Origin of the sequence: Leucobacter rhizosphaerae (assembly GCF_022919175.1) — a bacterium.
Lineage (GTDB): Bacteria > Actinomycetota > Actinomycetes > Actinomycetales > Microbacteriaceae > Leucobacter > Leucobacter rhizosphaerae.
In genome coordinates this window covers 1,861,835-1,881,401 of sequence record NZ_CP095043.1, presented here as the reverse complement: position 1 = coordinate 1,881,401, position 19,567 = coordinate 1,861,835, and the positions used below count along the sequence as shown (strand labels likewise).

At 70.6% G+C, this 19,567-nt stretch carries 20 protein-coding genes; 13 read left to right on the top strand and 7 right to left on the bottom strand.

What is annotated here, in order from left to right; all coding sequences use genetic code 11:
- Window positions 1–35: 35 nt before the first annotated feature.
- Window positions 36–1,412: a Na+/H+ antiporter NhaC family protein gene (locus MUN76_RS08660; protein ID WP_244683970.1), complete on the top strand. Its 1,377-nt coding sequence runs from the start codon at window positions 36–38 to the stop codon at window positions 1,410–1,412.
- Between the two features lie 16 nt (window positions 1,413–1,428).
- Here the strand turns inward: MUN76_RS08660 and MUN76_RS08655 are convergent, their stop codons facing one another.
- Entirely contained in the window at window positions 1,429–2,337 is a 909-nt protein-coding gene (locus tag MUN76_RS08655; protein ID WP_244683968.1) for a LysR family transcriptional regulator ArgP, read from the bottom strand.
- A 91-nt stretch (window positions 2,338–2,428) separates the two neighbouring features.
- On the opposite strand from MUN76_RS08655, the gene MUN76_RS08650 reads away from it, so the two are divergent.
- A complete protein-coding gene (locus tag MUN76_RS08650; RefSeq protein ID WP_244683966.1) occupies window positions 2,429–3,043 on the top strand; it encodes a LysE/ArgO family amino acid transporter in 615 nt (204 codons plus the stop codon).
- Between the two features lie 17 nt (window positions 3,044–3,060).
- Here the strand turns inward: MUN76_RS08650 and MUN76_RS08645 are convergent, their stop codons facing one another.
- Complete coding sequence (locus MUN76_RS08645; protein ID WP_244683964.1) at window positions 3,061–4,014, bottom strand: NAD(P)-dependent alcohol dehydrogenase; 954 nt, start codon at window positions 4,012–4,014, stop codon at window positions 3,061–3,063.
- A 120-nt stretch (window positions 4,015–4,134) separates the two neighbouring features.
- Between MUN76_RS08645 and MUN76_RS08640 the strand changes: the two genes are divergently transcribed.
- Window positions 4,135–4,827, top strand: coding sequence for a TetR/AcrR family transcriptional regulator C-terminal domain-containing protein (locus MUN76_RS08640; protein WP_244683962.1), 693 nt, complete (start codon window positions 4,135–4,137; stop codon window positions 4,825–4,827).
- Here MUN76_RS08640 and MUN76_RS08635 read toward each other — a convergent pair.
- Both MUN76_RS08635 and MUN76_RS08630 read right to left on the bottom strand, forming a co-directional pair.
- A complete protein-coding gene (locus MUN76_RS08635; protein WP_244683961.1) occupies window positions 4,824–5,573 on the bottom strand; it encodes a response regulator in 750 nt (249 codons plus the stop codon). The two genes, MUN76_RS08640 and MUN76_RS08635, sit on opposite strands and share 4 nt — an antisense overlap.
- Window positions 5,570–6,859: an ATP-binding protein gene (locus MUN76_RS08630; protein ID WP_244683959.1), complete on the bottom strand. Its 1,290-nt coding sequence runs from the start codon at window positions 6,857–6,859 to the stop codon at window positions 5,570–5,572. The genes MUN76_RS08635 and MUN76_RS08630 overlap by 4 nt, the downstream gene beginning before the upstream one ends.
- A 156-nt stretch (window positions 6,860–7,015) precedes the next feature.
- Between MUN76_RS08630 and MUN76_RS08625 the strand changes: the two genes are divergently transcribed.
- Genes MUN76_RS08625 through MUN76_RS08615 form a run of 3 tightly spaced genes read left to right on the top strand, consistent with a single transcriptional unit; the run spans window position 7,016 to window position 10,280 of the window.
- Window positions 7,016–7,996, top strand: a complete 981-nt coding sequence (locus MUN76_RS08625) for a Bug family tripartite tricarboxylate transporter substrate binding protein (protein WP_244683958.1) — start codon at window positions 7,016–7,018, stop codon at window positions 7,994–7,996.
- Window positions 7,993–8,736: a tripartite tricarboxylate transporter TctB family protein gene (locus tag MUN76_RS08620; RefSeq protein ID WP_244683957.1), complete on the top strand. Its 744-nt coding sequence runs from the start codon at window positions 7,993–7,995 to the stop codon at window positions 8,734–8,736. Before MUN76_RS08625 ends, MUN76_RS08620 begins: the two co-directional genes overlap by 4 nt.
- The gene (locus MUN76_RS08615) at window positions 8,724–10,280 is read left to right on the top strand and encodes a tripartite tricarboxylate transporter permease (protein WP_244683956.1); all 1,557 of its coding nucleotides are present in this window, start codon (window positions 8,724–8,726) and stop codon (window positions 10,278–10,280) included. Before MUN76_RS08620 ends, MUN76_RS08615 begins: the two co-directional genes overlap by 13 nt.
- Window positions 10,281–10,309: 29 nt before the next feature.
- On the opposite strand, the gene MUN76_RS08610 is transcribed toward MUN76_RS08615, so the two are convergent.
- The gene (locus MUN76_RS08610) at window positions 10,310–11,374 is read right to left on the bottom strand and encodes a threonine aldolase family protein (protein ID WP_244683955.1); all 1,065 of its coding nucleotides are present in this window, start codon (window positions 11,372–11,374) and stop codon (window positions 10,310–10,312) included.
- Window positions 11,371–12,330 carry a CPBP family intramembrane glutamic endopeptidase gene (locus MUN76_RS08605; protein WP_244683954.1) on the bottom strand — a complete coding sequence of 320 codons (960 nt, stop codon included), beginning with the start codon at window positions 12,328–12,330 and terminating at the stop codon, window positions 11,371–11,373. Before MUN76_RS08605 ends, MUN76_RS08610 begins: the two co-directional genes overlap by 4 nt.
- Before the next feature lie 162 nt (window positions 12,331–12,492).
- Here MUN76_RS08605 and MUN76_RS08600 point away from each other — a divergent pair, with 162 nt between their 5' ends.
- Genes MUN76_RS08600 through MUN76_RS08585 form a run of 4 tightly spaced genes read left to right on the top strand, consistent with a single transcriptional unit; the run spans window position 12,493 to window position 16,405 of the window.
- On the top strand, window positions 12,493–13,464 hold the full coding sequence (locus tag MUN76_RS08600) for an ABC transporter ATP-binding protein (RefSeq protein WP_244683953.1): 972 nt from the start codon (window positions 12,493–12,495) through the stop codon (window positions 13,462–13,464).
- Window positions 13,461–14,381, top strand: a complete 921-nt coding sequence (locus MUN76_RS08595) for an ABC transporter permease (protein WP_244683952.1) — start codon at window positions 13,461–13,463, stop codon at window positions 14,379–14,381. The genes MUN76_RS08600 and MUN76_RS08595 overlap by 4 nt, the downstream gene beginning before the upstream one ends.
- A gap of 12 nt (window positions 14,382–14,393) precedes the next feature.
- Window positions 14,394–15,731, top strand: a complete 1,338-nt coding sequence (locus MUN76_RS08590) for a sensor histidine kinase (RefSeq protein WP_244683951.1) — start codon at window positions 14,394–14,396, stop codon at window positions 15,729–15,731.
- Window positions 15,728–16,405, top strand: a complete 678-nt coding sequence (locus MUN76_RS08585; protein WP_244683950.1) for a response regulator — start codon at window positions 15,728–15,730, stop codon at window positions 16,403–16,405. The genes MUN76_RS08590 and MUN76_RS08585 overlap by 4 nt, the downstream gene beginning before the upstream one ends.
- A 43-nt stretch (window positions 16,406–16,448) precedes the next feature.
- On the opposite strand, the gene MUN76_RS08580 is transcribed toward MUN76_RS08585, so the two are convergent.
- The gene (locus MUN76_RS08580; RefSeq protein ID WP_244683948.1) at window positions 16,449–17,306 is read right to left on the bottom strand and encodes a siderophore-interacting protein; all 858 of its coding nucleotides are present in this window, start codon (window positions 17,304–17,306) and stop codon (window positions 16,449–16,451) included.
- A gap of 302 nt (window positions 17,307–17,608) precedes the next feature.
- Here MUN76_RS08580 and MUN76_RS08575 point away from each other — a divergent pair, with 302 nt between their 5' ends.
- Genes MUN76_RS08575 through MUN76_RS08565 form a run of 3 tightly spaced genes read left to right on the top strand, consistent with a single transcriptional unit; the run spans window position 17,609 to window position 19,499 of the window.
- Window positions 17,609–17,848 (top strand): GntR family transcriptional regulator, encoded by a 240-nt coding sequence (locus MUN76_RS08575; RefSeq protein ID WP_346730374.1) that lies wholly within the window; start codon window positions 17,609–17,611, stop codon window positions 17,846–17,848.
- A complete protein-coding gene (locus MUN76_RS08570) occupies window positions 17,845–18,792 on the top strand; it encodes an ABC transporter ATP-binding protein (RefSeq protein ID WP_244683946.1) in 948 nt (315 codons plus the stop codon). Before MUN76_RS08575 ends, MUN76_RS08570 begins: the two co-directional genes overlap by 4 nt.
- Window positions 18,789–19,499 (top strand): hypothetical protein, encoded by a 711-nt coding sequence (locus MUN76_RS08565; protein WP_244683945.1) that lies wholly within the window; start codon window positions 18,789–18,791, stop codon window positions 19,497–19,499. The genes MUN76_RS08570 and MUN76_RS08565 overlap by 4 nt, the downstream gene beginning before the upstream one ends.
- Window positions 19,500–19,567 lie beyond the last annotated feature (68 nt).

The following is a 19,567-nucleotide window of genomic DNA, read 5'->3' as shown; positions in this document are numbered from 1 at the left end:
CAGCACGGATGCCGCGCCCCGCCCGAAAGACACCGATGATCCAAAATACTGTGCTGGCGCTCCTGCCGGTCCTCACCGTCCTGCTCGTCTCCGTGCTCACCAAACGCGCGCTGCTCGGCCTGTTCGCCGGCACCATCGTCGGCGCGGTGCTGCTCGGCGGCTGGGGCTTCTTCGACACGCTCGTCGGCACGTTCGGCGCCTCCCTCTCGAACGAGACCGTGCACTGGCTCGCGCTCGTGGTCGTGCTGTTCGGGATCCTGATCGCGTACTTCAACGCCTCGGGTGCCGTCAGCGACTTCGCGACCTGGACGGAGCGCTTCGTGAACTCGCGACGCAAGTCGCTGCTGCTGACCTGGCTGCTCACGGTCGCACTGTTCATCGACGATTATTTGAACGCGCTGACGGTCGGCACCTCGATGAAGCGGGTGACCGACCGCTACGGCGTGCCCCGCACGATGCTCGGCACGATCGTGAAGCTGACCTCCGCGCCGATCGCCGTGATCATCCCCTTCTCGACGTGGGCCGTCTTCTTCTCGGCGCTGCTCGAGCAGGACGGGGTGACCGTCAACGGCTCGGGCTTCGGCGCCTACCTCCAGGGTCTGCCGTTCGTGTTCTTCGGCTGGTTCGCGCTGATCATCGGTCTGCTGCTCGCGCTCGGACTGCTGCCCCTCGTCGGGCCGCTGCGGCGGGAGCAGCTGCGCGTCGACCGCACGGGTGACACCCTGCAGCCGGGCCTGACCGAGGAGGAGCGGGCGTTCGAACTCGCGGGCACCGAGTCCGACGGCCGCCGCGCCCTGCCGTACAACTTCCTGATCCCCATCGTCACTCTCGTGACCGTCACGATCCTCACCGAGGTCGACATCGTGAAGGGCACCGCGGCGGCCGTGCTCGTGGCGATCATCCTCTACGTGTCGCAGCGCCGCATGAAGATCCGCGAGGTCTTCGAGCAGGCGTTCGAGGGCATCATGAGCATGGGGTACGTCATGGTGCTGTTCGTGCTGGCGTTCATGATCCAGCAGATGAACATGGACCTGCAGCTCGCCGAGTGGGTCATCGGCGCGACGGAGCCGGTGATGAGCGGGGCGCTGCTGCCGGCGGTCGTGTTCCTGGTCTGCGGCGTCTACGCGTACGCGACCGGGTCGTTCTGGGATCTCGCGGCCGTCATCACCCCCGTGGTGCTGCCGCTCGCGATGGCGATGGGCGTGGACCCGGTGCTCGCCGGCACGGCCGTGTTCTCGGGTGCCGCGCTCGGTTCGACGACCTGCATGTATGGCGACGGGATCATCCTCGCCTCGAAGTCGGTCGGGGTCCGGCCGATCAACCTCATGCTGTCGATCCTGCCGTATGCGGGCGCGGCGGCGGTGCTGTCGTTCATCGCCTACCTCATCGCCGGCTTCGCGATGGCGGGATAGCGCGGGTGAGTGCGGTCTAGGGCCGTGCCTGCGGTCGCGCCGTCCCGAGCGCGGCCGCGGCCTCCTCGGCGATGATCGCCGAGAGCGCATCGAGCACGGGGGAGCGCAGGTTCCAGCGCTGCCAGTAGAGCGGCAGCTCGATCTCCGCGCGGGCGCCGAGTTCGACCAGCGATCCCGAGGCGAGTCCCGGGGCGCACTGGAGCAGCGGGATCATGCCCCACCCCATGCCGAGCTCGATCGCGCGCGCGAACTCCGCGGACGACGGCACGAAGTGGCGCGGCGGATCGATGCGCGCCCGCGTGATCCGGCGGATGAAGCGCTGCTGGAACGCGTCGTGCCGGTCGAACTCGATGACCGGCGCGGTGGCGAGCTGCTCCGCGGTGATGCCGTCGGCGAAGTACCGTTCCACGAACGCGGGGCTCGCCACGGCCCGGTAGCGGTCGGTGCCGATGCGGGTGGAGGTGCAGCCCGGCAGGGGCTCGGCCGTGGCGGTGAGCGCGGCCATCACCTCCCCGCTCCGCAGGCGCTCGGTCGACATGGACTCGTCGGCCCGCAGCACCTCGAAGCGGGCGCCGGTCTCGCGCGCCGCGCGGGCGAGCGCGGGGACGAACCAGGTGGCGAGGGAGTCGGCGTTCACCACGATCGGGATCAGTGCGCCGCCGGCCGGGCCCTGCTCGAGCTCGACCGCGACGTCGGCGACGATGCGGTGGATCTGGTGCGCGGCCCGGAGGACCGCGGCGCCTGCCGTCGTGGTGGCGACGGGCCTCGTGCGCCGCAGGAGCACGGATCCCGCGCGCTCCTCCATCGCCCGCACGCGCTGGCTCACGGCGGAGGGGGTGATGTGCAGCCGCCGGGCGGCCCCCTCGAAGCTGCCCTCCTCGACGATCGCGGCGAAGGTCTCGAGGTGCTCGACGGGGAGGTCCATGGTCTTCAGTTAAGCACAGCTCATGGAACTGAAGAATCTTGAGGCATGCTGAAGTAGGCTCGCGAGCGATCCAGGCCCTAGCGTCGGAGGCATGATGCTTCCCTTCCTCATCGGCGCCGGCAGCGGCCTCTCGCTCATCGTGGCCATCGGCGCGCAGAACGCGTTTGTGCTGCGGCAGGGGATCCGACGCGAGCACGTGCTGCCGGTCGTGCTGATCTGCGGGCTCACCGACGCGCTGCTCGAGGTGCTCGGGGTGGCCGGGATCGGGTTCGTCGTGGAGCGGGCCCCAATCGTGCTGGAGATCGTGCGCTGGGGCGGCGTCGCGTTCCTGCTCTGGTACGCGTGGACCGCGGCCCGGCGAGCGATGCGGCCCGCGGTGCTCGTGGCCGAGGGTGGATCGGCGGGGTCGTTGAAGCGCACGATCCTCGCCTGCCTCGCGATCACCTACCTGAACCCGCACGTGTATCTCGACACGATGGTGCTGATGGGGTCGATCGGCAACGCGCAAGGGGATCCGGGGCGCTGGTGGTTCGTGCTCGGCGGGGCGATCGCGAGCATCGCCTGGTTCTTCCTGCTCGGGTACGGGGCGCGGGCGCTGACCCGGTTCTTCGCGACGCCGCGGTCGTGGCAGATCCTCGACTGGATCGTCGCGGTCGTGATGGTGGTGATCGCCGCGCGGCTCGTGTTCGGCGGGATGGGGGTCTGAGGCCGAGCGACGAGACGTCAGAGGCCGGGCCGGATCACCAGGTTGCCGATCTTCCGGCCGCTGTCGATGATGCGGTAGGCGTCTGGGAGCGCTGCGAGGCCCCCGAGCGTCTCGGCGACCGGGGCGAGCGATCCCGCCGCCGCGAGGTCGAGGAGCGTCGCGAACCGGTCCGCGCGCTCCGGCGCCGGCCCGGCGTGCACCCGGCCACGCGCCAGTACGGTGTCGCGCAGGCTCGCCACCGCGAGGAGCAGCGACCCGTTCGGGGCGAGCAGCCGCGGGCCGTCGGCGCGGGTGATGTTGCCCACCGTGTCGAGGACGATGTCGGTGTCCCCGCGCAGCTCCGAGACCGGCGTTGCGGTGTAGTCGATGACCTCGTCCGCCCCGAGCGCCAGCATGAGGTCCCGATTGCGCGGGCTCACCACGGCGGTGACGTGCGCCCCGGCCCGCCGAGCGAGCTGGATCGCGCTGACGCCGACGGATCCCGAACCGCCGTTCACGAGCACTCGATCTCCCGCGCGCATCTTCGCCCGGTCGTGCAGGAAGTGCCACGCGGTGCTGCCGCCGAACAGCACGGCGGCTGCGGCATCGTGGCTGAGCGCCTCGGGCTTCGGGGTCGTGGATCGCGTTGGGGCCACCAGCAGCTCCGCGTGGGCGCCGAAGCGCGCTCCGGTCATCCCCGAGACGGCATCCCCGATCGTGAAGCCGTCGGTGTCGGGCCCGAGCCCTGCGACCACGCCCGAGAACGTGCCGCCCAGGATCGGCCGCCGCGGCCCGCGCATGCCGATGGCGAGCCGCGCGAGCGCCCCGAACCCGGCGGGGAACCGCCCGGCGCGGATGCGCGCGTCCCCGGAGGTGACCGCGGCCGACTCGACCCGGACGAGCACCTCCCCGCGTCGCGGTGCGGGATCGTCGCGCGTTGCGATGCGGACGGCCTCGGGTGGACCGTAGCGATGGACGACGGCTGCCTGCATGATGCGCTCCTTACGGGTGTAAGCTTCCGGCAGTACTGTAGCCTTACGGATGTAAGTGCGCAAGAGCGGCTCGGAATCCGGTTCGCGCCGCGGCGATTGCGGAGCTGAGGAGGTAGCGAAGTGCAGCGGGAGCCGCTCAACCGAGAGCGCATCATCGACGCCGCGGCGGCGGTCGCGGATCGCGGCGGGATGTCCGCGGTGAGCATGCGCAACGTGGGCAAGGAGCTCGGCGTCGAGGCCATGTCGCTCTACCACCACGTCGCGGGGAAAGAGGCGCTGCTCGACGCGCTCGTCGACTGGATCTTCGCGAGGGTCGAGCTGCCCGCAGCGGACGACCCCTGGCGCGGCGGCATGATCCGGCGCGCGGCCTCCGCTCGTCGGGTGCTCACCGCGCACCCCTGGGGTCTGGGGCTCATCGAGTCGCGATCCACCCCTGGCCCCGCCCTGCTCGGTCACCACAACGCCGTGATCGGCTGCCTGAGGCGCGGCGGATTCTCCATCATGCTTGCGTCGCACGCCTTCTCGGCGATCGACGCCTACGTCTACGGGTTCGCGCTCACGGAGCAGACGCTACCCTTCGATCCCGCTGCCGCCACGAGCGCGGGCGACTTCGCGGCCGAGTTCGCCGGCATGATCGAGGCCTATCCCTACCTGGCCGAGCTCGTCGGAGCGCTCACGAGCGGGCGCGACTACGTTTTCAGCGACGAGTTCGACGACGGGCTGACCATGATCCTCGACCAGCTCGAGCTGCGGCTCGCTGCGGAGGTCGCAGATGGCGGCAGCGCGGACGCCGAGGCGGCTCCCACCGCCTAGCGGCCCGCCGCGAGCCGGTAGAGCACCTCCGGGCGCCCGCGCCTGCCGTAGCGGTGCGCCACGTCGACGGCCCCCTGCGACACGAGGAACTCCAGATAGCGCCGCGCGGTGGGCCGTGACATCTCGGTGCGATCGGCGAGTTCGGCGACTGACGTGGCGGTGATCGGATCGAGGGCATCCACGACCCGCTGCAGGGTGGGGGCGGCGAGGCCTTTCGGGAGGCGCGGCGGCTGAGCCGTGGCGGAGGGCGGATCCTCCGCGCCGGATCCCGCAGCTGCAGCGGAGCCGCGACCGGGCCCGAGCATCCGATCGATCTCTCCCTGCGCCAGCGGGCGGTCGTGCGCGTCGTCCGGCGTCTCGCGGAACCCCGTGCGGAAGACCCGGAGCCGATCGTGCAGGGTTGCTCGGGTGAACGGCTTCACGAGGTAGCCGACGACTCGCGCGGACAGCGCCTGCCGCACGGTGATGTGGTCTCGGGCCGAGCTGATGACCAGCACACTCGGCGGATGCGCGAGCTCGCGGTGCATCCGGTGCAGCACCTCCACCCCGCTGATGCCGCCCAGCTGCATGTCGAGCAGGATCAGGTCGATGCCGCCGCGCCGCACCCACGCCAGCGCCGACTCGCCGGAGTCCGCCGTGCCCGCGAGGACGAACCCGGGCGCCTCCGACACGTACCGGCCGTGCAGCGCGCGGACCGCGGGTTCGTCGTCGACCACGAGCACCCGGATGCCGCGCCGCGCGCTCATCGCCGCCCCTCGGCGGAGAGTTCGACCGGGCACTCGAACAGGAACGACGCGCCACCCAGTGCGCTCCGCCCCACCTCGATGGTGCCGTTCCGCGAGCGCAGCGCACGGCGGACCAGATCGAGGCCGACGCCGCGCCCCGTGCCGGTGACATCGCGCTTCGAGGTGACCCCCCGCGAGAAGATCCGCTCCCCGAGCTGCGGCGGGATCCCCGGCCCGTCATCCTCGACGAGGCCGCGGATCCGGCCGTCCGTCTCGGTGAGCGTGAGGCGCACGTGCGACGCCCCGGACTCGCCCGCGTTGCGGCAGAGGTTCGCGATGACGAGCAGGATCTCCTCGCCGACCTCGGACTCGACGTCGACGTCGACGGTCAGCCCCGCTCCCGCAGCGCGAAGTTCGGCGCTCAGCGCGTCGACGACGGCGCGCAGGACCGGGTGGGCGTCGACGCCGGTGACCTCACGGTCGCTGTGGAGCGGTGCGATCCCGTCGATGTAGGTGAGCGCTTCGGCCGTGTCGCCCTGGGACACGAGTCCGTGGATGACGTGCATGCGGGTGTGGAACTCGTGGGTCTGCTCGCGCAGCGCCATGGCGGTGCGGCGCTGCTGGTCCAATTCTCCGCTCATCGCGTCGAGGCGGCGGAGGCGCCGCGCGAAAGCCGCGCTCACGAATGCACTGGCGACGGCGCCGACGAGCAGCGCGCCGCCTGCCCACGGCAGCAGATCGACGAGGGCGTCGTTCAGATCCTCGGCGATCCGGCTCTCGAGGATCCCGACCGAGACCGTGCCGATCACCGGATCGGCGCCGGCTGCCTCCGCATCGGTACCGATGATCACCGGAACCTTCGCACGGAGCGTGGGGCCGAGCGTTCCCGCCTCGGTCCCGAGGAACGGCGCTCCCTCGAGCACCTCGGAATGATCCGTCGACACGAGTTCACCGCGCTTGGTCGGCGTGGGGTGGGTGAGACGGACGCCGTGCTCGTTCGCGATCACCACGTAGTCGACCCCCGCCGCACGCTCAATGAGGGTCGCGAGGGGCTGCAGGGCGGCGGAGCCGGTCGGCAGCGATCCGGCACCCGCGGTCGTGTCGGACTCAAGCACCGCGATGACCTGCTCGAGCTGCGCCAGACTGCGTGCGACGTCGCTGACCCGGTCGGCGGTCGCCGCACGGATGCTCCGCTCCTGCACCGCGACGGCGATGCTGCACGTCACCCCCACACACACGAGCACGATGAGGGTCGGAAGGAAGAGCAGGCCGATCCGGGCGCCTCGGGCGGGCGTCCAGGTTCCCATCCCAGGCCTCCTCACCCGATCACTGCGCACGGCCCGGCTGCACCCGACCGTGATCATCTAAGAGCACAATGCGCCGCGACGGATTCCTCCGTGCGGGCTGCTGCCATCCTAGTAACCGTTGTGCGGCAACAAAGGCGTCCGCACGGAGGAGCACACATGCGTCGAACACTGCTGACCGCCATTTTCGCGGCGGTTTCCGTCGTCATCTTCGCGCTGGCCGCGGTGAACGCCAGCCTCTCGGGCGGGTCGGACGGGCCCCGGTCGAAGCTCACGCTGATCGCCCCCGCCGCGCCGGGCGGTGGTTGGGACGGATTCGCGCGCGAAGCGCAGCAGGGCATGCGCGCATCGGGGATCGTGGGCACGGTGCAGGTCGTGAACATCCCCGGGGCGTCCGGCACGATCGGCCTCGGCCAACTCGTGGGGATGGAGGGGCGCGAGGATCTGCTCATGGTGACGGGCGGGGTCATGATCGGTGGCATCGTCATCAACGACTCCTCCGTCACACTCGAGCGCACCGTCCCGATCGCGCGCATGGCCGACGACTACAACGTGCTCGTCGTCCCGGCGGATTCCCCGTTCGAGACGCTGGATGATTTTATGGTCGCGCTCGCGGAGGATCCGGGAGGGACCGCCATCGCGGGAGGATCCCTCGGCGGCATCGATCACCTGCTCGCGGGCATGCTCGCGTCCGAGGCGGGGATCTCGCCCAGCGCGATCAACTACCTGGCCTACCCGGGCGGAGGCGAGGTCGTGACCTCGATGCTGTCGCACACCGCGAAGGCCGGGCTCTCGGGGTACAACGAGTTCCGCGATCAGATCGAGTCGGGCAACCTCCGCGCGCTGGGAATCTCGGCGCCGGACCCCGTCGCGGAGATCCCGGTGCCCACCTTCATCGAGGAGGGCGTCGACGTCGAGATGTCGAACTGGCGCGGGTACGTTGCGCCGCCCGGCATCTCGGACGAGGTGCGCGACGATCTCATCGAGATCGTGACCGAGCTGCGCGACAGCGAGGAATGGCAGGAGACCATGCAGCGCAACAACTGGGTCGACACATTCATGACCGGGGACGCGTTCAGCGCGTTCATCGACGAGGAGATGACCCGCACCGACGCGGTCGTGCAGGAGATGGGACTATGACACCTTCGCAGCGCAACATGGCCGAGGCGCCGGGCACCGCGTCGACGCCGACCACCGAGCCGCCGAACACTGAGGCGCCGGCCACCGAGCCGCCGCCGAACACCGAGGCGATCCGCGTGCAGCGCACCCCGCGCTGGTTCACCGGTCGGAGCGAGCTGATCGTCGCGGGCGGCGTCCTGGTGCTCGCCGGGGTGCTCGCCGTCGGCACGGCGACCATGCAGGTCCCGCCGGACACGGCCTGGCCCGGCCCGCAGTTCTTCCCGACCATCGTCACCGCCTTCCTCGCGATCGCGGGCGTCGGACTCGCGGTCGACGTGCTGCGGACCTCTCGGCGGGCGCACATCGCCGGGGATCCCGCGGAGGTCTCGGACGAGATGCTGCAGGAACTCGGCGGCATCGACGCCACGAGCGAGGTGCGCGTGGTCTCGCCGGAGGAGATCGTCGAGCGCGAAGCGGCCGCGGGCCAGAGCGCCCCGGCCCAGGGGGCCGACCTCACGACCGTGCTCATCGTGGTCGGGATCCTCGCCGCGTTCATCCTGCTGCTCCCGATCCTCGGCTGGCTCATCGCCTCCGCGGCCCTGTTCTGGGCGATGGCATGGGCATTCGGGAGCAAGCGTCCGCTCTTCGACATCGCCCTCGCGGCGCTCATCGCGGGCATCGTGCAGCTCGCGTTCTCGGCGGGGCTCGGCCTGAGCCTGCCGGCCGGCCTGTTGGAAGGGGTCTTCGCATGGATCAGCTAGCCAGTCTCGCCGAGGGGTTCGCGGTCGCGTTCACCCCGGCCAACCTGCTCTTCCTCGTGATCGGCGCGGTGCTCGGCACGGCGGTGGGGGTGCTGCCCGGACTCGGATCCGCGATGGCGGTGGCGCTGCTGCTGCCGGTCACGTTCAGCCTCGACCCGACCGGCGCCTTCATCATGTTCGCCAGCATCTACTTCGGCGGGCTCTTCGGTGATTCGACCTCGGGCATCCTGCTGAACACTCCCGGCAACTCGTCCGCGATCGCCACGACCTTCGAGGGGCACCGCATGGCGAAGTCGGGCCGGGCGGCGAAAGCGCTCGGCACGTCCGCGATCGGCGCATTCATCGGCGGCATGATCGCCTGCACCGTCGTGGTGTTCTTCTCGCCGTACATCGTCGAGCTCGCGAAGGTCTTCGGGCCGGCCGAGTACTTCGCGCTCGCGGCCTTCGCGTTCGTGGCGATCTCCGCCGTGGTGGCCGACTCCATCATCCGCGGGCTCGTGGCGCTCGGGATCGGCTTCGCGCTCGCGCTCGTCGGCATCGACGGCATGAGCGGCGCCGAACGCTTCACCTTCGACTCCCCGGTGCTCTTCGACGGCGTGTCGATCATCATCATCACCGTCGGTCTGCTCGCGATCGGCGAGGTCCTGCACGTCGCCTCCCACATTCGGCGTGGAGGCGGGGTCGAAGCGCCGCTCCGCTCGAGCGGGTCGCCGTTCCTCGGAGCGAAGGATTGGCGGAAGGCGCTGCCCGCGTTCCTCCGCGGCACCGCATTCGGCATCCCCTTCGGTGCGATCCCGGTCGGCGGATCCGAGGTGCCGACGTTCCTCGCGTACGGCACGGAGAAGAAGCTCGCGAAGCGGCGCGGCGACCGCGACTTCGGCTCGCGCGGCGCGATCCAGGGCGTCGCGGCCCCCGAATCGGCGGGCAACGCCACCGCGGGCACCGCGATGGGCGCGCTTCTGGCGCTCGGGATCCCGACGTCAGCCACCGCCGCCATGATGATCGCCGCCTTCCAGCAGTACGGCATGCAGCCCGGACCGCTCCTGTTCGAGCGCAGTGGCGATCTGGTCTGGCCCCTCATGGCGAGCTTCTTCCTCGGGCTTGTGATCCTGCTGATCATCAACCTGCCCTTCGCGGCGCTGTGGGCGAAGCTCCTGCTGATCCCGAAGCACTACCTGTACGCGGGAATCACGGTCGTTGCGATGCTCGGGGTCTACGCGGTCGCGTCGCGGTATGTCGACTTGTGGATCGCCCTCATCATCGGCATCGTCGGATTCGCGATGCGGCATTTCGCGATCCCGCTCGCCCCCGTGCTGATCGCCGCGATCCTCGGGCCGGTGGCGGAGACGCAGCTGCGACGGGCACTGGCGGTGTCGGAGGGGGATCCCGCGATTCTCGTCTCGACTCCGCTGCCGGTGGTGCTCTACAGCGTGCTCGCCGTGGCGGTCGCCTTCAGCGTGTTCCAGCACCTGCGACGGGCGTCGGCGCGACGACGGGCGGCCGCGGCAACACCCGAGCCCGTGCCGCACGACACCGCGGTGTGATCTGGCCCTGACGGGTGCGGACCCCCCACCTACCCCGCGATCGCGGCGAGCAGTGCGTCGACGTCGTCGGGGGTCGTGTCGAAGGCGCACATCAGGCGTCGCACGTGCACGCCCGTCGGCCAGTCCCCGAACGCGAAGCGCGCGCGGGCCCGCTCCGCCACCTCGGGCGGCAGCACGACGAACACGGCATTCGACTCGACGGGATACGCGATCCGGATCCCGGGCACGGCATCGCTCGCGATCAGCGCCTCCAGGCCCGCCGCGAGCCGGGCGGCCATGTCGTTCGCGTGGCCGGCCGACCGCCGCCACAGATCGCCCTCGTAGAGCGCCGTGAGCTGCGCCGACACGAAGCGCATCTTCGAGCCGAGCTGCAGGTTCATCTTGCGGAGGTACGGGATCCCGGGCGCGACCCCGGGGCGCAGCACCACCACGGCCTCGGCCCCGAGCAGTCCGTTCTTCGTGCCACCGAGGCTCAGCACGTCGACCCCCGCCTCGGAGGTCAATGCGGCCAGCGACGTGCCGAGATGCGCAGCGGCGTTGCCGAGCCGTGAGCCATCGAGGTGGAGCACCATGCCGTGCTCGTGCGCGTGGTCGGCGATGGCTCGGATCTCGGCGGCCGTGTAGCAGGTGCCGACCTCGGTGGTCTGCGAGATCGAGACGGCGAGCGGCTGCGCGCGGTGCTCGTTACCCCAGCCCCAGGCCTCCTGAGCGATCAGCTCCGGGGTCAGCTTGCCGTCGGGGGTGTCGACCGTCAACAGCTTCAACCCGCCGGTCTTCTCCGGCGCGCCGGTCTCGTCGGTGGTGATGTGCGCGCTCCGAGCGCAGATCACGGCGCCCCACCGCGGCAGCGCGGCCTGCAGCGAGAGCACGTTCGCGCCCGTGCCGTTGAGCACGGGGAACGCCTCCGCGTCCGGTCCGAAGAGCTCTCGGCTGAGGGTGTGGAAGTGCGCGGTCCACGGGTCGCCGCCGTAGGCCGGCGCGTGCCCGGTGTTCGCGGCCACGATGGCCTCGAGCACCTCGGGGTGCGCACCCGCCCAGTTATCGGAGGCGAACGAGCGCGGCGCGGGATCGGGGAGAGTCTGAGACGGGTTCACCTCTCCAGCCTAGAGCGCACCTCCCGATCACTCCCGGCATCGACCTGTCGGCTCACACGAAACCGCCGCCACGCGAAGAGGATCCCGCCGACCAAGAGCGCAGAGGTGACAAGGCTGCCCTCGATCCCGAACGAGCCGCCGGTCAGGAGATCGATCGATCCCTCGTGCGGCGTGTACGCGAAGATCGAGTCCTGCACCGCGTTGCCGGAGACGGCGACGCCGAACAGGTTGCCCTGCGCCCAGTTCCACACGCTGTGCAGGGCGCAGATGCCCCACAGGCTCCCCTCGGCGAGGGTCCACGCGCTCGCGAAGAGTGCGAAGAGCAGGAGGTTCACGAACGGCAGCACACCCATCCCCTGGTTCGCCCCGTGCATCAGCGCGAAGATCACCGCCTGCACGACGACCGCCGCGATCAACCCCCACCGCCGCGCGACCGCCTGGGTGAGGTAGCCGCGGAGCAGGATCTCCTCGGTCGAGCCCTGCACGAGAAACCCGAGCAGCATGAGCAGCACGAACAGCACCCCGTCGGCCCCGATCTCGGAGGCGTGCCAGGTCAGTGACGCTTGCCCGGCGACGACCGGCACGAGCACGCACGCGGCCATGAGCCCGAGTGCCGCCGCGGCCCCGCGCAGGATGCGGCGCAGCGTCCGCCGATCGCGTTCGAGCCCGAGCGAGGAGAACGCCCGCCGCTCCTTCGCACGCAGCCAGATCCAGAGCACCCCGAGCGCGATGGCGAAGGAGAATAGGTTGACGAGCACGTTCTCACGGTTCATGAAGCCCGCGGAATTGGTCGAGCCGGTTCCGCTCACGAGCGACGGGTTCGCGATGAGGGAGGGGATCCCCATCAGCACCAGCGCGATCAGCAGCACGACCAGGGACATGGTGATGCCGGTCGGGCGCTGCGCGAGGTGCATGCCCCCGGTCGGTGCGGGCAGGGTGTGGCGGATCTTGACCATGTTTGTGGACTCCGTACAGGTTTCGGGGATGCGTCCAATATAGCGCTGCTCGAGGGGGCGCAGCGTCGACCTGCCCCAGCGACGGCATCCACCGATCGGTGGACCCGAAGATCCTCCACCCCACCGCTGCCGCAGGTCGCCTGCCCGCGCCACAATCGAGGCATGACCACACACAGAACCGGATCCGACACCGTCGTGCAGGTGCGCGGCCTCACGAAGACGTACGGCAGTCGCGATGTGCTCCGGGACGTCGATCTCGAGATCGGCGCCGGTGAGACCTACGCGCTCCTCGGCCCGAACGGCGCGGGCAAGAGCACGACCATCGAGATCCTGGAGGGGCTGCGCCGCCACGACTCCGGCGAGGTGCGGGTGCTCGGCGAGGATCCGATCAGCGCTCCGCGATCCTGGAAGTCGCGACTCGGCTTCGTGTCACAGAGCACCGGGGACTTCGGCCCGTACACCCCGCGCGAACTGCTGCGGCACTTCGCCACGATCTACCCGAACCCGCGCGACGTCGACGAGGTGCTCGACCTCGTCGGGCTGACGTCGCAGGCGGGGCTCCGCGCGAACAAGATGTCGGGCGGCCAGCAGCGCCGGCTCGACGTCGCGCTCGGGATCGTCGGCCGCCCCGAGATGCTCTTCCTCGACGAACCGACGACCGGCTTCGACCCGGAGGCGCGCCACCAGTTCTGGACCATGCTGCGCGGCCTCTCCGCCGAGGGTACGGCCATTCTCCTCACCACCCACTACCTCGACGAGGCGGCCCAGCTGGCCGACCGCGTGGGGGTGCTCACCGACGGCCGGATCGTGGCGGAGGCGCCGCCCGCGGAGCTCGGCGGTCCCGAGGCCCGCACCCCGCTGGTGCGCTGGGTCGACGACGCCGGAATCACGCAGGAGCGGCGGACGACCGAGCCCGCCCGTCTGGTCGCGGAACTCGTGGCCGCGAGCAACGGGGCCGAGGTGCCGGGTCTCGAGATCCGCCGCCCCGAGCTCGAGGACATCTACCTCGAGCTCATCGCCGAGCGCGAGGCCGCCGATGCGACCGCCACCGCAGCCACCGGCAGCAGCGACGCCGCACGCATCATCGCCGCCGCACCCCACCACCCGCAGCACTCCGAAGGAGCCCCGGCATGACCGAGCACTCGACCGCATCCGCAGCAGCGCCCGCTGCCGCGACGACCGCCGCTGCCGCGCCGGCGCGATCCGGTGCCACTGGGCCCGCCTCTGGCGCCGGCCGCACGCCGGGGATCCTGCGCTCGGGCCTCTCCTCTGTCCGTCTCGAGCTCCGCGGCTACTTCCGCACGCCCGACACGGTCTTCTTCACCTTCCTGTTCCCGGTGCTCATGCTCGGGATCTTCGGCGTCGCCTTCGAGGCATCGGGCGACGTCGGGACGAAGCCCGACGGCACCGGCGGCATCAGCATGGCGGCGTACTACCTGCCGGGCATGATCGCCGCGGGCATCATGCTCTCCGGCCTGCAGAATCTCGCCATCGACATCGCCCGCGAGAAGAGCGAGGGGTGGCTTCGCAGACTCGGGGGCACCCCGATCTCGCCGATCAGCTACTTCATCGGGAAGGCCGGCCAGATCCTCATCACCTCGGTGCTGCAGGTCGCCGTGCTCATCGCCTTCGCGGTCGTCGTGTTCCGGGTCGAACTGCCGAGCGATCCCGCGCTCTGGCTCCGCTTCGCGTGGATCTTCCTGCTCGGGATCGTGACCATGACCCTCCTCGGGATCGCGCTCTCCGCCCTGCCGCGCTCGTCGCGCAGCGCCACCGCGGTGATCATCCCCATCGTGCTCTTCCTGCAGTTCATCTCGGGGGTCTACCTGCAGTTCTCGATGCTGCCCGACTGGCTGCAGAACTTCGCGAGCGTCTTCCCGCTGAAGTGGCTCGCCCAGGGGATGCGCTCGGTGTTCCTCCCCGACCACTTCGCCGCCATGGAGAGCTCCGGCTCCTGGGACCTCGGGCTCGTGGCCGTGTTCCTCCTCGGGTGGCTCGTCGCCGGGCTCGTCATCAGCCTGTGCACGTTCCGCTGGATCCGTCGCTCGTGAGAGAGTGAGGGCATGACTCCTCCAGGCCCCGACGACGCGTTCGCGGGCACGCGGCCGCCGCCCCGCCGCCCGGTGCTGTGGTGGGACATCGGCGTGGCCGTGGTCATCGCCATCATGGCCGTGGTCGGGATCGCGGAGGCGTCGACGGGCGTCGTCGGATTCGGCGTCACGAGCACGGGCCCCGCACTGGCGCTCACCCTCGGGGTGCTGCTCCTCTTCGTCGCGGTGTACGCCGTGCTCGGCCGCCCCGCCTTGCGCCGGGCCGCGCTCGACCTGCCCGCGTTGCCCATCGACCTGTGGTACCTCGCAGGCATCGTGGCGGTCATCGCGCTCGCGACAGCCGTCAATGGCTCGTTCGCGACGCTGCAGGTGCTCGGGTATCCGATGATCTGGAACTGCGTCGCCCGCTACTGGTCGGCGGTTCAGTGGAGCGGGATCCTCGCCGTCGCCGTCGGCGTCGGCGCGCTCCTCCGCGGCGGCATCTTCGGCGGGCTCTTCGGGGTCACGATCATGACGGTGCTCTCCTTCGCCTTCTCGGTGGCGATGGGTACCTGGATCACACGCATCTTCGAGCGCGGCAACGAGTACCGGGTGCTGGCCGACCGTTTGCGCGCCTCGCAGGCCGAGGTCGCCGCGCTGTCGGGGGCCGCGGGGGCCGCTGCCGAGCGGGAGCGACTGTCGCGGGAGCTGCACGACACGCTCACGCAGTCGCTCACCGGACTCGTCATGCTCAGCGAGCAGGCGGAGCGGGCGCTCGCCGCCGGTGACGAGCCGCGCACGCGGGACCGATTGGGTCGGGTGCGCTCGGCCGCCCTCGAGTCGCTCGAGGAGGCGCGAGCGCTCGTCGCGACGACGCAGCCGCTCGGCGACGGCGGGCTCGACGCCGCGATCGAGCGCGTGGTCGCCCGGTTCCGTGCGGACACCGCGCTCGACGTGTCGTGCCGCCTCGCCGAGGTCCCCCTCGAGCGCGAGCGCCAGGTGATGCTGCTGCGCGCGACCCAGGAGGGCCTCGCGAACGCGCGGAAGCACGCGCGCGCCTCGCGGGTGTCGGTGGTGCTCGACGTGGTGCCCGGGCAGAACGCCGGGGCCACCGACGAGGCGGTGCTCCGCGTCGATGACGACGGGGTCGGCCCCAACGCCGAGCTGATGCGCAACGGGGGCTTCGGGCTCACCGGCCTCGCAGACCGGGTGAGTGCCGTGGGCGGCAGCGTGCGTTTCGTCGCGGGTGCGGCGGGCGGGGCCCGGCTCGAGGTGCGGCTGCCGATCGGGACCGCGCCGGGGACCGCGGCGGGCGCGACGGAGGAACACGCGGACCGCTCGGATCGCTCAGCATTGGAGGGATCCCGATGATTCGAGTGATGGTGGTGGACGACCACCCGATCGTGCGCGCGGGGATCGTGGGCCTGCTCGACACGGAGCCGGACTTCGCGGTGGTGGCCGAGGCGGCCTCGGGCGAGGCCGCGGTCGAGCTCGTGGCCGAGACGGCGCCCGAGGTGGTGCTGATGGACCTGCGGATGCCGGGCATGGGCGGGGTCGCGGCGACGCGCGAGATCGTGCGGATGGGGAGCGTGGGCGACGCGGCCGGCGCGCCGCCGCGGATCCTCGTCTTCACCACCTACGAGGACGACGACCAGATCCTCGCCGCGATCGAGGCGGGTGCGAGCGGCTACCTCGTGAAGGCGGCGCCGGCGGAGGAGCTCGCGGCCGGGGTGCGGGCCGTGGCCGCCGGGCAGACCGTGCTCGCGCCGTCGATCGCGGCGCAACTGGTGGCGCGTGCGTCGGGGATCGATCGCGAGCGCCCGGGTGCCGGATCGCCAGGCGGTGATCCCGGACCCGGTCTGACGCCGCGGGAGCACGAGATCCTCGGCCTGGTGGCGAGCGGACTCAGCAATCCCGCCATCGCGGCCCGGCTCACGATCGGCGAGTCGACGGTGAAGACCCACCTGCTGCACGTGTTCGAGAAGCTCGGGGTGAACGACCGCACCCGCGCGGTGACCCGCGCGATGGAGCTCGGACTGCTGTAGGGCGGGGCGGTTGCGCTGGTGCGTTGCCTGCACCGCGAGCTGTCTACTTGGTACGCCAGTACCCGCAGAAGTCGATGGCGGCCTTCTCCACGCCGCGATCTCCGATGAGGTGACGACGGCCGCCGGTCGCGAGCCTCTGCTCGCCCGCGACGAACGCGGACACCGGCCCCTGCCACACTGGCAGCGCGCGCAGCGACGAGAGCGCCGCCTCGCCGGGCCGGGTGCCGTGCGCACGGGAGATCCAGTGCACGTTCACGCCCTCGGGGGCGTCGTTGGGCTGCGAGTCCGCGGGATCCGGGATCTCGATGATCGCGTCGCCGACGGTGTCCCGGGGCAGGTCGCGCAGGATCCCGAGCACGGCCGGGAGTGCGCTCTCGTCGCCCGCGAGCACCACGCGGCGCGCCTCGGCGACCGGACGGTAACCGCATCCCTGGTCGATGAGGGCCACCCGGGCGCCGAGCGGGAGCGACACGGCCCAGGGGGCGGCGACACCCGCGAGTTCCGCCGGAGCCGCCGCCGCGCCGACCTGGGTGGACGGGGCGCCGTCGTGCTCATCGCCGCCGTGGACGACGAAGTCGATGTCCATCTCGGCGGACTCGGGACGGAACTCCCGCACGGTGTAGTTGCGGATCGCGGGGCGCGTGGCCTTCGGGAGCGTCAGGTAGCGGAGGTAGCCGCGAGTGTCGAACTTGTCCGCGAGGCGATCGAATCGTGTGGCGTCGCCGGCGACGGGAAGTGCGAGGCGGAACCACTGGTCGAAGCCGAGATGCCGCCACGTGCGCAGGTCGTCGCCCCCGATGGTGAGGCGCACGAAGCTGGGGGAGATGCGCTCTGCGCGGATGACCTCGGCGGTCACGAGGCCGGTCTCGGCGTGGGCGACGGCGATATTGCTGGAGGGCATGCGGATCCTTCGACGGTGCGGGGTAAGGCAGTCCTAAGTTAGTTCATCTGATGATTGGGCGCAAGGGACGTCGGCGGGAGCTTGACATCTGGTGGGCAGGTGCGTAGGTTCATTAGTGAAGTAATGAACCACTGAACTACTGAACCCGGGTCACGGCCCCGAACCACACCCAGGAGGTGACGAGTGTTCGATGACAGCAAGCCGATCTTCCTCCAACTGGCGGATCGGATCGCGAGCGACATCCTCCGCGGCACCTACGCGGAGGGTGAGCAGGTCCCTCGACCAACGAGCTCGCGGCCTACATGCGCATCAATCCCGCGACGGCGGGCAAAGCGCTCAATCTCCTCGTCGACGAGGAGATCCTCTACAAGAAGCGCGGCATCGGCATGTTCGTCGCCGAGGGCGCCCGGCGCCGCATCGCGCAAGACCGGCAGCGAGGCCTCGCCGAGCGCTTCGTCACCCCGCTGCTCGCCGAGGCGAAAGCCCTCGGACTGACCACCGCAGACATCGTCCGACTCATCGAGAAGGAAGCAGAACAATGACTCAGATCGCCATCGAGACCCGGGGTCTCACGCGACGGTATCGAGGCGCCACGGCGCTCGACGACGTCACCGTGCAGATCCACGCCAACACGATCACCGGGCTGCTCGGCCGGAACGGCGCGGGCAAGACGACCTTCATGTCGCTCGTCACCGCACAGGATCGCCCGAGCTCGGGCACGGTGCACGTCAACGGCCGGCAGCCGTTCGAGCGCGGGGACATCATCGACCAGATGTGCTTCCTGCGCGACAACCAGCGCTACCCCGACGACTACAAGCTCAAGCACGCGATTCGCGCGGCCAGCATCTTCTACCCGAACTGGGATCAGGCCACCGCGGACCGGCTCATCGCCGCCTTCCGCATCCCGGCGAAGCCGATCGTGAAGAAGTTCTCGCGGGGCCAGCTCTCGGCGCTCGGCATCGTACTGGGGCTCGCCTCGCGCTCGCCCATCACCTTCTTCGACGAGCCCTACCTCGGCCTCGACGCCACGGCGCGCGCGATCTTCTACGACGAGCTGCTGCGCGACTACGCCGAGCACCCCCGCACCATCATTCTCTCCACGCACCTGATCGACGAGATGGACCGGCTGCTCGAGCGAGTGATCGTGATCGACCAGGGCCGCGTCGTGCGGCACGACGACGTCGACGCGATGCGGGGGAGCGCCTTCCAGGTCGCCGGCAAAGCCGCGGAGATCGACCGGTTCGTGCAGGGTCGGAGCGTGCTCTCCCGGCGCAGCATCGGAGGCCTCGGCACCGCCGTGATCGGCGAGGCGCCGACGCCGGAGGATCGCGCGGCCGCGGAGGCCGACGGCCTCGAGATCAGCGCCGTCTCGCTGCAGGATCTGGTCGCCGCGTACGGGCTCGGCGACGCGGTGACCGAAGACACCGGCTCGGATGGCCCGTCGGGCCGCACCGCGACCACGCACACAGAACGGAGCGCAGCATGAACCGGACGCTGAAGGTGACGCGACTGCACCTCAACAAACTCAGCAGCTTTGTGGTCGCCCCGCTCGGGATCGTCGGCGTGGTGATGGTGGTCAGCATCATCATCGCGCTCGCGATCCAGCGCGGCGGCAGCCCGGTCGACAGTGCCTCCTATGTGGAGGGCGCTCGCTGGAACAGCGGCATCGTGTGGTCGCTCCCCGGCTTCCTGATCTACTACGGGGTGCAGGCCGTTGCGACGACCTACCCGTTCGGGCTCGCGCTCGGCACGACCCGCCGCAACTTCATCCTCGGCACCATGGTGGCGAATGTGCTGCAAGCGGCATATATCGCGATCGTGCTCGTGATCCTGCTCGGCATCGAGCTCGCCACCGATCACTGGTTCATGTCGGTCTACGTGCTCGACGTCTACGCCCTCGGCGCCGGCAACCCGTGGGTGCTCTTCGCCTCCGCGTTCCTGGGCGTGCTGTTCTGCCTCACCATCGGCGGCTTCTTCGGCGCGATCTGGGTGCGCTTCGGAGCGAAGGGTCCCGCCGTCGTCGGGCTGGCGCTCGGCGTGGTGCTCGCCGTCGCCCTGCTGATCCTGGCCCCGCAGCTCGCAGAGCTGATCGCCGCGGTGACGCGGGAGGGGCTGGCGCTGACGGTGCTCGGGATCATCGTGGTGGCCCTCGGGTGCACCTGGGTGGCGATGCGGCGAGCCTCGGTCAGGTAGGCACGGCGACAGGTGCACCTCAGGCGGTGCAAACACCTCAGGCGGTCGGAATCCTCGGATCCCGACCG